Source organism: Clostridia bacterium (genome assembly GCA_035561135.1).
Lineage (GTDB): Bacteria > Acidobacteriota > Terriglobia > Terriglobales > Acidobacteriaceae > DATMYA01.
Genome location: DATMYA010000072.1, coordinates 35,700 through 49,080, shown reverse-complemented (window position 1 = coordinate 49,080; position 13,381 = coordinate 35,700). Strand labels below are relative to the sequence as shown.

Genomic DNA, 13,381 nt, shown 5'->3' with positions numbered 1-13,381 from the left:
ATTAATCCGTTTGCTGCGTAATGTTGAGTAATACGCCGACGCTTGCCAATGTCACAAACAATGATGACCCTCCGGAGGAAATGAACGGCAGCGGTATGCCCTTAGTCGGTAGCAGCCCGAGAACCACGCTGATGTTGAAGAATGCCTGTATGACCACCATCGCCGTGATGCCGCTGACAAGGAAACGCGCATAGTTGTCGCGCGTATTGATCGCCGCGCGCAAGCCGCGCCAGCAGAAGATCCCAAACAGCAGGACGACGGCAACCGAGCCAATCAGCCCGAACTCTTCACTGATCACGGCGAAGATGAAGTCGGTCTGCGGTTCAGGAAGATAGAAGAGCTTCTGCTTCCCTTCCATCAGGCCCAGGCCGGTCACTCCGCCGGTTCCGACAGCGATGAGGGACTGGATTATGTGAAAGCCCGTTCCCAGCGGATCGGCATAAGGATCGATGAAGGCGAGGATGCGTTTGTAACGCCATGGAGTGCGGAAGATCAGCACCCAGAGCGGCAGCATCGCTGCCAGCGCGGCATAACCGTAGTATCGGAATTGCATGCCTGCCGCAAACAGCACCGCCCCGGTGATCGCCCAGCACATGATCGCCGTACCCAGGTCAGGCTCGGCGACAATCAATGCGGTAAAAATCACGGTAGGAATGACGGCCGGCAGCAGGGTATGTCGCCAATCCTTGATGGTCTTTGTGCGTGTCTCCAGGAAGTAAGCGAGAAAAAGGATGAGCGCCGGTTTCGCAAGCTCCGACGGTTGAAACGAAAATGCTCCGAGCTTGAGCCAGCGATGCGTGTTGTGTGACCGGTCGAGCGCAAACACGGCCAACAGCAGGATCGTGGTGATCCCGAGAAAACTGAAGACGACCGCCGGGGCCTTGTAGCGCTTGTAGTCCACATTCATCAGGATGAACATGGAGATCATGCCGCCAATAGCCCAAACGAACTGGCGCAGGAGAAAGTTGTACGGCGAACCGAAGCGCTCCTTGGCGATCACGGCCGAGGCGCTGAAGACCATGACCAAGCCGATGAAGACGAGCAGCAGTGTGACCGAGAACAGCCACTTGTCTGCACTGACGCGCTTGGCCATCTAGACGCGGCCTCCCTGCTTACCCGCAGCTTCGCGCGCGGCCAGCGCGTGCACCGTCTCTTTGAAGGCACGACCACGTTGCTCGTAGCTCTGGAACTGATCGAAGCTGGCGCAAGCGGGAGCGAGCAGCACGATGTCTCCGGCCTCGGCAATCTCAGCGGCTCGCCGCACCGCGCTCTCAAGAGTTGCTGCGCTTACGATCTCCACCACGCCCGCAATCTGGGACTCGATCTTCTGCGCCGCCGCGCCGATCGTGTACACCTTCTTGACGCGCTCGCGTAGCAAATCGCTGAGCACCGCGTAGTCGGAACCCTTGTCTTTGCCGCCCAGGATGATGTGGATGTTTCCGGGAAACGACTCCAGCGCTTTGATCGTGGCGTCCACGTTCGTAGCTTTTGAGTCGTTGAAGTACTGCACGCCCCTGATCGTCGTTACGTACTCCAGGCGATGTTCGACGGCCTTGAAGTCCTTCACGGCGCGGCGAATCTTCGCAGGCTCAATTCCGGCAATCATGCCCATGACAACCGCCGAGAGTACATTCTCCAGGTTGTGAGCGCCTTTCAACGTCATCTCCGAAGCCGGCATGATCTCGTGTTCGCCATCCGCGCCACGGAACACGATCCCGCCATTGCGGACAAATGCTCCGCGCTCAACCTCGCGCTTACGGCTGAACCAGTACGTCTGCGGCCTGAGTCCCTGCGCCATCGCAACACAGATAGGATCATCGGCGTTCAGGACTGCAAAATCTTCTGCACCCTGGTTTTCGAAGATTCGCGCCTTCGCCGTGATGTAGTTCTCCATGGAACCGTGGCGGTCGAGATGGTCGGGGGTAACGTTGAGCACGGCCGCAATGTGCGGACGGAAGGTCTCGATTGTCTCCAGTTGGAAGCTGGAGATTTCCAGCACAACCCAGGTTTCCGGCGAAGATTGCTCGACGAAGGTGATGGCGGGGGTTCCAATGTTTCCGCCGACGAGAGCCTTGCCCCCGCCTGCGGCGATAACTTCACCGGTCAGCGTGGTGGTCGTTGTTTTGCCGTTCGATCCGGTGATGGCGACGATCTGGCCCTGCAGGTATCGAGCTGCCAGTTCGATCTCTCCGATTACAGGAACGCCCAGGCGGCGCGCTTGCTCAAGCTGCGGAACATCGAACGGGACGCCAGGGCTGATGACGATCATGTCCTGATCACGAAATGTGCGCTCGCCATGTTTTCCAGTTTCGACGACGATGCCTTTATCGAGCAGCGCGGGAATTTCCTGCCGCAGTTGCTCCTCTGACTTCGCGTCCGAGACGGTTACGCGAGCGTCGCGCGCCTGAAGGAACAAAGACGAGGCGACACCAGACTTCCCAAGCCCCACCACAAGTACGCGTTTTCCTTTAACGTCCATTGCCTTCTATCCTGCGGGCATTCCCGCCATTGTCCATGCCGACGCGCGGCTAACGTAACTTCAAGGTGGTAAGTGCAAACAGCGCGAAAACCAGGGACGCAATCCAGAAGCGCACGATAATCTTCGACTCCGACCATCCCAGCAGTTCGAAGTGGTGATGCAACGGCGCCATCTTGAAGATGCGTTTCTTGCGGAGCTTGTAAGACGCAACTTGCAGGATCACCGAAAGTGCCTCAATAACGAAAACTCCGCCGATGAAAGGCAGCAACAGTTCCTGCTTAATGAGCACGGCAACCGTGCCGATAGCGCCGCCAAGAGCGAGCGAGCCCACATCTCCCATAAAGATTTCCGCGGGATGCGCGTTGTACCAGAGGAAGCCTATGGCCGCGCCAACCATCGCCCCGCAGAAGATCGTTAGTTCTCCGATCTGCGGCATTCGCGAGAGTTCAAGGTAATCGGCAAAGATTGCGTGGCCGCTGACGTAAGTGAGCACCGTGAGGGCCCCGGCCGCAATTACAGTGCAACCGATGGCGAGCCCGTCCAGGCCGTCGGTCAGATTCACGGCGTTACTTGCGCCCACAATCACCAGCGTCACGAAAACGATGAATGGGAAGAATGCGATTGGCCATAGATGCGGCTTGTCGAGCAGGCCCGGGATCACGAGGTCCGGGCGAAACTTCTTGAGGAACGGAACGATGAGATGCGTCGAGTATTCGCCGTGCGCCTGCAACATGATGAGCACAACGGCAATAACGACGCTGAAAAGAATCTGCAGCGTCATTTTGCTGCGGGCAGTAAGGCCAAGATTGCGGCGGTGAACGATCTTCAGATAGTCGTCGGCAAAGCCAATGCCGCCGAATGCAAGCGTCGAAAAGACAGCGATCCAGACGAACTTGTTGCTCAAGTCTGCCCAGAGAATGGTTGGTACGACGATCGCGATGGCGATCAACACCCCACCCATGGTGGGCGTACCCGCTTTCTTCTGGTGCGCCTTGGGGCCATCCTCGCGAATGTACTGGCCGATCTGGAATTCGCGCAGACGGCGCACGATTGCCGGGCCGACAATCAAGCCCATGAATAGCGCCGTAAGGCTGGCAAACGCCGTCCGAAACGTGAGGTAACGGAAGATGCGGAATGGTCCTATATCGAAATGTCGAAATATCTGTTCGTAAAGAAGCCAGTAAAGCAAAACGATCTCCGTTCCGAAAACATACGACGGGGCTGTCGCCACTTCAGGCCCGCCGCAACGTGTGCAGCTACGCAAATTGACTCAGGATCACTTCTTCACATTGAAGCCGGTTCACGGAAGCCGGTTCGCGCTTTCCACGTGTCCAATGCCCGTTCCAGGCGTACTCCGCGCGATGCTTTCAGGAGGACGCTGTCCCCCTTGCACACCTCGCGCGCCAGCCACTCGCCAGCCTCTTCAGGTGTGGCAAGGAAGGTTGCCTGCGCCCCAGCGTCCACGGCTCCGCGGACGATGTGCTCCGCCAGCCCGCGCACGCCCACCACCACCTGCACACCGCGCCTGGCCATGTGTACGCCACACTCGTAATGCAGATCGGGACCGGTCGCGCCGAGCTCCAGCATTTCGCCTGCAACCACAATGTGCCGGCTTGCGGGGGCCAAAGCCAGCGCATCGACCATCGCTTTGAGAGCCTTAGGATTGGAATTGTAGCAATCGTTCACCACAGTAGCGCCGCACAAATGGAGCACTTCGCCACGTTTTTCCGGCGGCGCGAGCGATGCCAGGCTGCTCACGGCATCTGACGGCGTAATGCCCTGTTGCAGCGCAACGGAAACAGCCGCCAATGCGTTCAAGATGTTATGTTCGCCGACCAGCGGCAACGTGGCCTGCTCGCAACATCCACCGACGATAACGTCAAAGGCTGATCCCAGTGCGCCGCGCGTTTCTATATTCTGCGCACGGACGTCGGCAAACTTGTGAATGCCGTAGGTGACAACTCGTCCGTGAAAGTTGCGGCCAAATTGTGACACGTACTCGTCATCTGCGTTGAGCACGGCGACTCCGCCGCAAGGGAGCGAGGCAACAAGTTCGTATTTCGCGCGAGCAATCTCGGCAACGGAACCGAAGAATTCCAGGTGGACTGGGCCGACATTCGTCACCACTCCGATATCGGGCAGGGCCAGCGCAGCCAGCGCGGTAATCTCGCCTGGGTGCGACATCCCTATCTCGATGACGGCGATGTCGTGCTCGGGCTCCAAACGCAGAAGCTGCAGCGGCATCCCGAAGTGGTTATTCAGGTTGCCCACGGATTTGAGCACCCGCTTGCGCGATGCCAGTACGTGCGCGATGGCGTCCTTGGTGGTCGTCTTGCCTGCCGATCCGGTGACGCCCACCAGCGGCTTGCCCCACAATCGGCGAACGGCGGCGGCAAGCAACGACAGGGCACGCAAGGTGTCGTCCACGGCGAGCAGGCGAGTCTTGTCCGGGAAACGCGCGATGGCATCCTTGCGCACAATGGCCGCAAGGGCGCCGGCGTGCAGGGCAGCTTCCACGTAGTCGTGTCCGTCGAGACGCTCACCTTGAACGGCGAAAAAAATCTCGCCCGGCTGCACGGTTCTCGAGTCGATGGAATACCCATGTGCGACGGAATGGCCCTCGAACTCGCCACTGGCCTGCGTGAATTCGGCGATACGGGACAGAGAAAGCTTCATCGCATTCCCTTCCCGGCCGACTCTGCCTTTTTGTATCCGAGCTTTTTAACTTCTTCGCTCGCCACTTCGAAATCGTCGAACGGGAAAACGCCCTCGCGTGTCGTCTGCGTACGCTCGTGACCTTTGCCCGCGATGAGCACGATGTCATCTGCGTTGGCCTCCGAAAGCGCCAAGGCAATTGCCTTGTGGCGGTCCGGTTCCAGGGCATACCGCGCGCCTACGCGCTGCAAGCCGGGGACGGAATCGTTAATGATAGCCAACGGATCCTCGCTGCGCGGGTTGTCCGAGGTAACAACGACGAAGTCGCTGCCCCGGGCGGCGGCCTCACCCATCAGCGGACGCTTGCTCCGGTCGCGATCGCCTCCGCATCCGAACACGGTTATGACGCGGCCACGGCCCCCGCCACGGTTGACGAACTCACGCGCTAGCGCGGTGAGGTTCTTCAGAGCATCATCCGTATGAGCGTAATCGACCACGACAGCGAATGGCTGGCCTTCATTCACGCGTTCGAAACGGCCGGGCACGCGCTCCATATGGGCGATGCCGATTACGATCTGTTGCTCCGTGCATCCTCGCGCGAATGCTGCGGCTGACGCAGCGAGCACGTTGTAAACGTTGACGCGTCCAATCAGCGGCGACCAGATGGACCATGTGCCTGCGGGCGTCACCAGCTCAAACCGGTTCCCAGCGGGACTGATATCCAGCTTCTGCGTATGGAAGTCGCCCTGCTCAACACCATAGGTCAGCACCTGCGAGCCCTGTTTGCGGCTGAAATCTGCTAGTTGGACACCGTAAGCGTCGTCGGCGTTCAGCACGGAAACGCGCGGCGCTTCTGTGCCACAACCTTGAAACAGAATGCGCTTGGAGGCGAAATACTCTTCGAAAGTGCCATGGTAGTCGAGATGATCGCGCGTGAGATTCGAAAACACCGCGACATCGAAGGGCACGCCGAAGACTCTCTGCTGTTCGAGCGCGTGCGAGGAAACTTCCATCACGGCCTCTGTGGCTCCATTCCCCACCGCGCGAGCAAACATTTGGTTCAGTTCGAGCGATTCCGGTGTAGTGTGCGGTGCCGGGAGCACTTCATCGCCGACGTGGTATTCCACGGTTCCAATCAGTACATTCTTGCGCCCGGCGGCACGTAACATGCCCTCCAGAATGAAAGTCGTGGTGGTCTTGCCGTTCGTGCCGGTAATGCCGGTGATGCGAAGTTTTTCGGCAGGCCGCTTATAGAAGTTTGCGCTCAGGCGCGCCAGCGCCCTGCGACCGTGAGGAACCTGCGCCCACGCCACTCCTGGGCGGGACTTCTCACTAGCGGAATCGCTCACTACGGCGACAGCGCCGCCCGCAATCGCCTGATCGATGTAGCGATTGCCGTCCGTTGCCTCGCCCTTCATGGCGACGAAGACAAAACCGGGCTGCACGCGCCGTGAGTCGTAGTCGATACCGGTCACCAGGGGGTTGCCGCTCTGCGACAAGACCTCTGCGCCGTCCAGCGTTTCAAGGAAATTCATGCGCACCAACATTATAGCGAGGCAGACAGCACGTGTAGCTCAGCGGAATGCCGTAGTTACGCTGTGGAAAATGTAAACAAATGAGGCCGGATACGAGAGATTACGTCTGCACCTAACGCGTGAAACGCACTGCGACCTTAGCCCCAGCGGGAAGACGACTGCCCGGCGCTGGAGACTGCTCACGGGCGATGCCGCTGCCGATAATGTTCAGCTCGATACCTGCGCGCTGCGCTGTCTCGATCGCCGAGCGCAAGGACTTCCCAACCAGAAGCGGTACAACCGTACCGCCCTCCACGTCTAGGACAACCGTGCCCGTCGTGGTTACAGGCGATGCCGGTGAAGGTGTCGGCAACACGATCTGAGTCTCGGACGCAAGGACGCGCGTGGCAGGCGGCGTGAAGGCTGCGTTCACAAGTTTTGCGGAACCGGCCTGCGCCAACACCGGAGCCCGCGGGCCGCCCACCGGCTGCGCCGGTTGCGAGTCTCCCATTTCGAGCGTAGCGCCGATGTGGTCCGGCGCGCTGTCATCCAGATCCTCGTCATTCACGGAAGCGCGCAAAAGCGCCCGGCGCGGGTCATTCTTGATTTCCGCATCGTGCGGCACGTTCATGTATGCCAGCACCTGCTGCGCGATGCGCGCAAAAACCGGCGCTGAGATTATCCCTCCCTGGTGCGCTCCAACTGCGGAATCGATGATGACGACAATGGTCAAGGCCGGGTTGTTAACTGGTGCGAATCCCGCGAAGGAAGCGACGTACTTCGTCCTGGAGTAAGCGCCCGTTGCCGGATCGACCTTCTGCGCCGTCCCGGTCTTGCCGGCCGACGTGTATCCGTCAAGCAGTGCCCTGCGCCCCGTTCCGAACAGGACAACGCCTTCCATCATCTTCTTCATCTCGGCTGCTGTAAGCGGCGAAAGGACGCGGCGCTGCTGCTCCGGCTTGTAGACGACCGTCTGGTACGCGTTACTCGGGGGCGTGACACCGGCGACGACACGCGGCGCGGTCCACACGCCATCGTTGGCGATGGTCGAAATCATGGAACTGATTTGCAGCGGGGTTACACCAATCTCCTGCCCCATGGAGATTGCACCAACGGAAACCTTTGACCAGCGGCTCACAGGCTTGTGTATCCCGCGTGTTTCAGCCGGAAGTTCGATCCCCGTCTGCGACCCAAAACCGAAGGCACGAATGTAGTGATCGAAGCGTTCGTTCCCGAGGCGCATGCCGACCTTAATCGTGCCCACGCCCGACGAGTTCGCCAGCACCTGTGCGACGGTGAGCATTCCGTAGGCCTTGTGGTCCCGGATGCGCAACCCATTCACGATGATCGAGCCCATCTGGCAATCGATCACCTCTTCTGGCTTGGTCAGCTTCTCCTCGAGTGCCGCAGCAATGGTCACAACCTTGAACGTGGAGCCGGGCTCGTACACGTCGCTGACGGCGTGGTTCTTCAGCATTGCGGGCGTCACGCCACGCGAGAGGTTCGGATTGAATGTCGGACGATTTGCCAGCGCCAGGATTTCGCCGGTCCTGGGATTCTGCACGACAACCGTGCCCGCCTCGGCCCTGGTCTCCTGCATGGCCTGGTCGAGCTCTTTCTCGACGATGAACTGAATTTTCTCATCGAGGGTGAGGACCACGTTCTCGCCCGGTTCGGGCTCGCGCTCTACGCGTCCCAGCGACTTGCGGCGGGCATCGAGCGAAACGAGCATCCGTCCGGGATTTCCGCGCAACTGGTCGTCGAACGCGCGTTCGACCCCAGCCAGCCCTTCATCATCAAGGCCGACGTATCCGAGCACTTGCGCGCCCAGTTCGCGCTTCGGATAAAAGCGCTTCGATTCCTTCTGGAAGTAAATGCCGCGCAGGTTCAGTGCGCGAATGCGCTGGCTGGTTTCTGCGTCTATCTTGCGTGCCAGCCACGCGAAGTTGCGCTGCGCTTTCATGCGCGCGAGCAGGTCGTTGGGCTCAGCCCCGAGAACGCGGGCGAGGATGGACGCGGTACTTGCCTGGTCAGGGATTTCGCTCGGCACGGCGAAGACCGAGTCCACCTGCACGGACATGGCAAGCTCGTGTCCGTTGCGGTCATAAACGATTCCGCGCTTGGGAGCTACCTCAACCGTGCGCTGCTGCTGGCGTTGCGCGCGTTGAACGAAGTCGCCGTATTGAACGACTTGCAGGAAGATCAGGCGTGCGCTGATCGCGAGCAGCCAAAACAAAAGGAATGCGGCAAAGTAGTAAAGGCGTCGTGGTGCGCTATTTGTGTGCGCGCTGGGCGGCATCTACTCACACACCTTCGACCGCGAATACGCAGGGCCTGATAACTGAGACGGATATGGCGGTCCTGAACAACGGACCGCCATGCTCGCCAGGGACTCTGGTTGAAGTCCGGCAAACAAACATTATTGCGTCAAAGAAACTACAGAAACACCGGCGGCGCGTGCCATCACTGGCGCACCCACCTCCATCTCCGCGTCCATCTGCTGAACCTGGCCGGCTAGCGGCAACTGCAAGCCCATATTGCGGGCAAGTGCGTCGATGCGCTCCGGATTCTTAAGCGAGGCCTCTTCCAGCCGCAGCGCTCGATTGGTTTCGACAATCGCATCACGCTGCTGCTTGAGGGCTTCGATCTTGTATCCGTACTCAATCGCGCTGAAGTGCTGCCACAAGTACACCATCACCAGCACGAACAATATGCTCAGCGCCACCGTGAACAGCGTCATGTCGCGACGGCGGCGCGGGTCCGCAACCTTCACCAGCCGAGAGTTATCGATTGGCTTCGTGAAGAAGATTTCCGGCGTACCCAGCACAGGCTTGCGCGCAGGCTGCGGCGCCGCGAAGAAGCGCTCTTCAACGCTCGCGAACCAGAATCGATTTTGCTGTGCACGACCCGACGGCGTCGCAATGGCCCCGACAGACATTACGCAACTCCCATAAGAACTGCTTCACGAACTGTGCGCTCGTACGGCGCCATGGCATAGAACGGCACCCGCTCGAGCTCTTCCCGCATGAGCACCATGGTTTCGGCGTGAGCCTCTGCCTTGGCAACAACGGCGATCAAATCGTTAATCATCGTTCCTGTGTACATAATTCCTCCGACCTTGCTTTTTCCCTGGGGTCGAAATATCGAACGGAGCGCACAATGCGCTCACGCCGCAACTTTGCTCTTCAGTCAAAAACTTATTCACATTGTTCACAGGCTTTTGCACATGCTGTGCGAAGCCGTGAACGCTTTTGCCTACAGCCGCTGTGCCGCGCGCATCTTGGCGCTGCGGGACCGCGGGTTTGCATCGATCTCTTCTTCTTCTGCGGTGACCGGCTTTTTCGTGAGCACCTTCCATGTGCCTTCGTGCGCGCCATCGCGCACCGCATCTTTCACGAGCCGGTCTTCCAGGGAATGAAAGCTGATCACTACCAGCCTTCCACCCTGCTTGATCACCCGTGGCGAGCCAGCGAGCAGCGCCTTCAGGTCATCGAGTTCGCGGTTTACGAAAATTCGGAGTGCTTGGAACGTGAGCGTCGCCGGATGAATTCGCTTTTCAGAGGGATTCATTGGCCGGGCCGCGGCCGATATAACTTGTGCTAGATGAGCGGTTGTTCTTATCGGCCGCGCCCGTACAATGGCTCTGGCGATTCTCCGCGACCTCCTTTCCTCACCGAATTCGTAAATCAGGTCGGCGAGTGTTTTTTCGTCGAACTGATTTACCACTTGATCGGCGGATAACTCGGCCAGCGGATCCATCCGCATGTCGAGTGGTCCTTCCGCCTGAAAACTGAATCCGCGCGCAGCGTCTTCGAATTGCATCGAGCTGACACCCAGGTCAGCCAGAAGCCCGTTTGTCGAGCGGGCCGGGACTCGCTCTGCAACCTCCGCGTACGAGGCATGCAGCAACGTGATCTCCGGCCAGTCATCCTTCAACTCGACTGGCGGCTCTGCGAGACGCTTACGGGCCAACTCCAGCGCTTTCGTATCCTTATCGAAGGCAATCAAATGACCCTGTCGTCCGAGGCGTTTTGCAATTTCGTAACTGTGTCCGCCCAGACCCAGGGTCGCGTCGATATAGGTTCCGCCGCGCCGTATGGCCAAGAAGTCGATCGCTTGCTGTAAAAGAACTGGAACATGGCCAAACTGTCGTTCTTCGCCATGCGTGCCCCGCAGGGCACTGTCGTTGAATTCGCTTCCGTCCGTCACTAAATGCCCAAGTTAGAGAGAGCTGCTGCGTCTTCCGCCGTGAACGGCTCCTCGTCAAGTTGCTTGCGATAGGCTTCCATGTTCCTCAGTTCGAGGTACTTAAGGTTGCCGACCACCGCCACTTCGCCCTTGAGTTCGGCTGCGTCACGCAGCAGGCCGGGGATCAACAACCTTCCCTGCCCATCCATCTCCACTACCTGACCGTAATAGTTGGTCCGATCCAAAAATCTCTTCTTCGCGGCATTGAAGTCCGACTGCGAAGCCAGCTTCTGCTCGATCTGTTGCCATTCCTCAAAGGGATAAACTTTGGCAATTTTGCCGTCTAAAGAAGTGATGTAAAATTGCGCCCCATACTTCTCCTCGATGACGCGCTTGAATTCCGCGGGGACCTTCAAACGGCCCTTATCGTCGACTCGAGTTGGGTGATTTCCACGAAACATTTGTGATGACCCTGCTACTTGGGGCCTAGAAACTCAAAAACCTGGCTTTCCAGCCAGCAGAAGGAGCAAGAGGTTATTGGCCTGACTACGAGCGTCCGGATCGGCTTGTTGGTGTTCGTTGCCATATTTGCTGGAGCCCTCGGTTTTTAGTACCGGCTCCCACAACCGACCACGTCCACTCCACTTCTTACCACTTTGGACCACATCCTATACCTAAATGGTTGCATGTCAACAGGATTTTTTTAGGTACCCCCGTCCGCTCTGACTCTCTGGCAGTAAGCCCGTTATCTCGTGCTTCTCACTCCAGCAGCCACAATGCATTGGGTTAACTGAATTGGTTCGGAAGCTCGACTGCGGCGCAATGCGTTGTGTAACAGCGGGTTGGAGTCACACAAGACGAAAAGATCCCCGTCTTCCTCTACGTCCCGGGACTCCCTTTCAATCGCATCGCCAGAACTAGATTTGGCGCTGGGAGCGCGAATCAGTCACGCCATTAGAACCGGTGGACGAAAGTGGTCCAATTTGTGGCTTGTAAAAGCGAGGGGATGCTCGGCAGGCGAATGACTCGGCAGGATCCTCGAAGCGGATTCGGCGGTAAGCTCTTAGATCACAACCTAAGCGGCTTCGGTCGTGTCCTTCGCGGTCGGGGACAAGTTGGCTGGGTTTACCGCAGAGCTGGCGCTGGCGGCCGTCGATGCCGGCACACATTCCTGCCGTCCGACGCTGAAATACGAGAAGCCCTGCGCTGCCAATGCTTCCCTGGTGTACATGTTGCGTCCGTCGATGATGATGGGATGGCGCAACTCCACTCGAAGCCTCTCGAAATCGAGGGAGCCGAACTCCTCCCAGTCCGTAAGAATTAGCAGAGCGTCCGCATTTTTTGCAGCGTCGTAGGCGCTATCCGCGAAGCGAATCTTCGCGTCCGCGCAGAACTCCAGTCGTGCGCGATCCGTCGCGGCCGGGTCATAGGCAATGACTTCACAACGCTCCTTCAACAACATCTGAATGACCGCGATGGCCGGTGACTCGCGGATATCGTCAGTGCCGCCCTTGAACGCCAACCCGAGAACTGCGAGCCGCTTCCCTTTCAATGTCCACAGCGCGCTACGCACTTTGCGAAGGAAAGCGCGCCGCTGCTCCTCGTTGATGCGCATCACTTCTTCGAGCAGCCGGAAGTCATAGCCACACTCGCGGGCCACCGAGCGGAACGACGTCAAGTCTTTTGGGAAGCACGATCCGCCATAGCCTATGCCGGGACGAAGGAAACGCGGACCAATTCGTGCGTCCGCACCCATGCCTTCGCACACTTCCTGTACATCGGCGCCGGCCGACTCGCAGATATTGGCAACGGCGTTGATGAACGAGATTTTCATGGCAAGGAAGGCATTCGAAGCGTGCTTCACAATCTCCGCGCTGCGCGCACTGCTCACAAGGAGGTTCGCCGGTATAGGCGCTTCGTCGGGCGGCGGAATGGCATCCTTGCGGCGGGCATAACGCCCGCTGGTTAGCGGCTCATACAAGGCCTGGAGCATCATGGTGCAACGCTCGTGGTCCGAGCCGACGATGATGCGGTCGGGGTAGAGGAAATCCGTCACCGCGCTGCCTTCACGCAAAAACTCGGGATTCGAAGCGACATCGAACGAGCCCTGCGGCGCTCCATAACGAATCATGATGCGGCGCACCCACTGATTTGTACCGACCGGTACCGTGCTCTTCACAACCACAACTTTGAAACTATCCACCTCGTGTGCAATGTCATGACACACCGACTCCAGCACCGACAGGTCAGATTCCCCGCTATCGGCAGGCGGTGTTCCGACGGCGATCACTATCACGGAACTTACGCGAACGGCGTCAGCAAGAGATGTCGTGAACGTAAGGCGCTTGCCCCTATGCCGCGCAAGCAGTTCGGGAAGAAACTCCTCGTGGATGGTGGCTTCGCCTGCGTCCAGCGCCGCAATTTTCTCGGCATCATTGTCAACGCAAGTTACGTTATGGCCGAGTTCCGCAAAGCAGGCAGCCGCCACCAAACCAACATACCCGGAGCCAATGATCGCAATTCTCATCTGAGCTTTCGTCCCTTC

General features: G+C 58.8%; 11 protein-coding genes. All 11 read right to left on the bottom strand.

Annotated elements, in window-relative coordinates:
- Nucleotide 1 precedes the first annotated feature (1 nt).
- Nucleotides 2-1,093, bottom strand: coding sequence for a putative lipid II flippase FtsW (gene ftsW / locus VN622_15480; GenBank protein ID HWR37262.1), 1,092 nt, complete (start codon nucleotides 1,091-1,093; stop codon nucleotides 2-4).
- The gene (gene murD / locus VN622_15475; protein HWR37261.1) at nucleotides 1,094-2,479 is read right to left on the bottom strand and encodes a UDP-N-acetylmuramoyl-L-alanine--D-glutamate ligase; all 1,386 of its coding nucleotides are present in this window, start codon (nucleotides 2,477-2,479) and stop codon (nucleotides 1,094-1,096) included.
- Nucleotides 2,480-2,528: 49 nt separating this feature from the next.
- Nucleotides 2,529-3,668 carry a phospho-N-acetylmuramoyl-pentapeptide-transferase gene (mraY, locus tag VN622_15470; protein HWR37260.1) on the bottom strand — a complete coding sequence of 380 codons (1,140 nt, stop codon included), beginning with the start codon at nucleotides 3,666-3,668 and terminating at the stop codon, nucleotides 2,529-2,531.
- 95 nt (nucleotides 3,669-3,763) lie between these two features.
- Nucleotides 3,764-5,155, bottom strand: coding sequence for a UDP-N-acetylmuramoyl-tripeptide--D-alanyl-D-alanine ligase (gene murF / locus VN622_15465; protein ID HWR37259.1), 1,392 nt, complete (start codon nucleotides 5,153-5,155; stop codon nucleotides 3,764-3,766).
- Nucleotides 5,152-6,669: a UDP-N-acetylmuramoyl-L-alanyl-D-glutamate--2,6-diaminopimelate ligase gene (locus VN622_15460; protein ID HWR37258.1), complete on the bottom strand. Its 1,518-nt coding sequence runs from the start codon at nucleotides 6,667-6,669 to the stop codon at nucleotides 5,152-5,154. Before VN622_15460 ends, murF begins: the two co-directional genes overlap by 4 nt.
- 112 nt (nucleotides 6,670-6,781) lie before the next feature.
- Nucleotides 6,782-8,947: a penicillin-binding protein gene (locus VN622_15455; GenBank protein ID HWR37257.1), complete on the bottom strand. Its 2,166-nt coding sequence runs from the start codon at nucleotides 8,945-8,947 to the stop codon at nucleotides 6,782-6,784.
- A 120-nt stretch (nucleotides 8,948-9,067) separates the two neighbouring features.
- The gene (locus tag VN622_15450) at nucleotides 9,068-9,586 is read right to left on the bottom strand and encodes a cell division protein FtsL (protein ID HWR37256.1); all 519 of its coding nucleotides are present in this window, start codon (nucleotides 9,584-9,586) and stop codon (nucleotides 9,068-9,070) included.
- Nucleotides 9,586-9,753, bottom strand: a complete 168-nt coding sequence (locus VN622_15445) for a hypothetical protein (protein ID HWR37255.1) — start codon at nucleotides 9,751-9,753, stop codon at nucleotides 9,586-9,588. Before VN622_15445 ends, VN622_15450 begins: the two co-directional genes overlap by 1 nt.
- Nucleotides 9,754-9,903: 150 nt before the next feature.
- Nucleotides 9,904-10,857: a 16S rRNA (cytosine(1402)-N(4))-methyltransferase RsmH gene (gene rsmH / locus VN622_15440; protein HWR37254.1), complete on the bottom strand. Its 954-nt coding sequence runs from the start codon at nucleotides 10,855-10,857 to the stop codon at nucleotides 9,904-9,906.
- A complete protein-coding gene (locus VN622_15435) occupies nucleotides 10,857-11,297 on the bottom strand; it encodes a division/cell wall cluster transcriptional repressor MraZ (GenBank protein ID HWR37253.1) in 441 nt (146 codons plus the stop codon). Before VN622_15435 ends, rsmH begins: the two co-directional genes overlap by 1 nt.
- Before the next feature lie 614 nt (nucleotides 11,298-11,911).
- Nucleotides 11,912-13,363 (bottom strand): UDP-glucose/GDP-mannose dehydrogenase family protein, encoded by a 1,452-nt coding sequence (locus VN622_15430; protein HWR37252.1) that lies wholly within the window; start codon nucleotides 13,361-13,363, stop codon nucleotides 11,912-11,914.
- Nucleotides 13,364-13,381 lie beyond the last annotated feature (18 nt).

Excerpts from the sequence above, each read along its gene's own strand:
- ftsW (HWR37262.1), bottom strand. The coding sequence starts at position 1,093 with ATGGCCAAGCGCGTCAGTGCAGACAAGTGGCTGTTCTCGGTCACACTG.
- murD (HWR37261.1), bottom strand. The coding sequence starts at position 2,479 with ATGGACGTTAAAGGAAAACGCGTACTTGTGGTGGGGCTTGGGAAGTCT.
- murF (HWR37259.1), bottom strand. The coding sequence starts at position 5,155 with ATGAAGCTTTCTCTGTCCCGTATCGCCGAATTCACGCAGGCCAGTGGC.
- VN622_15460 (HWR37258.1), bottom strand. The coding sequence starts at position 6,669 with ATGAATTTCCTTGAAACGCTGGACGGCGCAGAGGTCTTGTCGCAGAGC.
- VN622_15455 (HWR37257.1), bottom strand. The coding sequence starts at position 8,947 with ATGCCGCCCAGCGCGCACACAAATAGCGCACCACGACGCCTTTACTAC.
- VN622_15450 (HWR37256.1), bottom strand. The coding sequence starts at position 9,586 with ATGTCTGTCGGGGCCATTGCGACGCCGTCGGGTCGTGCACAGCAAAAT.
- VN622_15445 (HWR37255.1), bottom strand. The coding sequence starts at position 9,753 with ATGTACACAGGAACGATGATTAACGATTTGATCGCCGTTGTTGCCAAG.
- VN622_15435 (HWR37253.1), bottom strand. The coding sequence starts at position 11,297 with ATGTTTCGTGGAAATCACCCAACTCGAGTCGACGATAAGGGCCGTTTG.
- VN622_15430 (HWR37252.1), bottom strand. The coding sequence starts at position 13,363 with ATGAGAATTGCGATCATTGGCTCCGGGTATGTTGGTTTGGTGGCGGCT.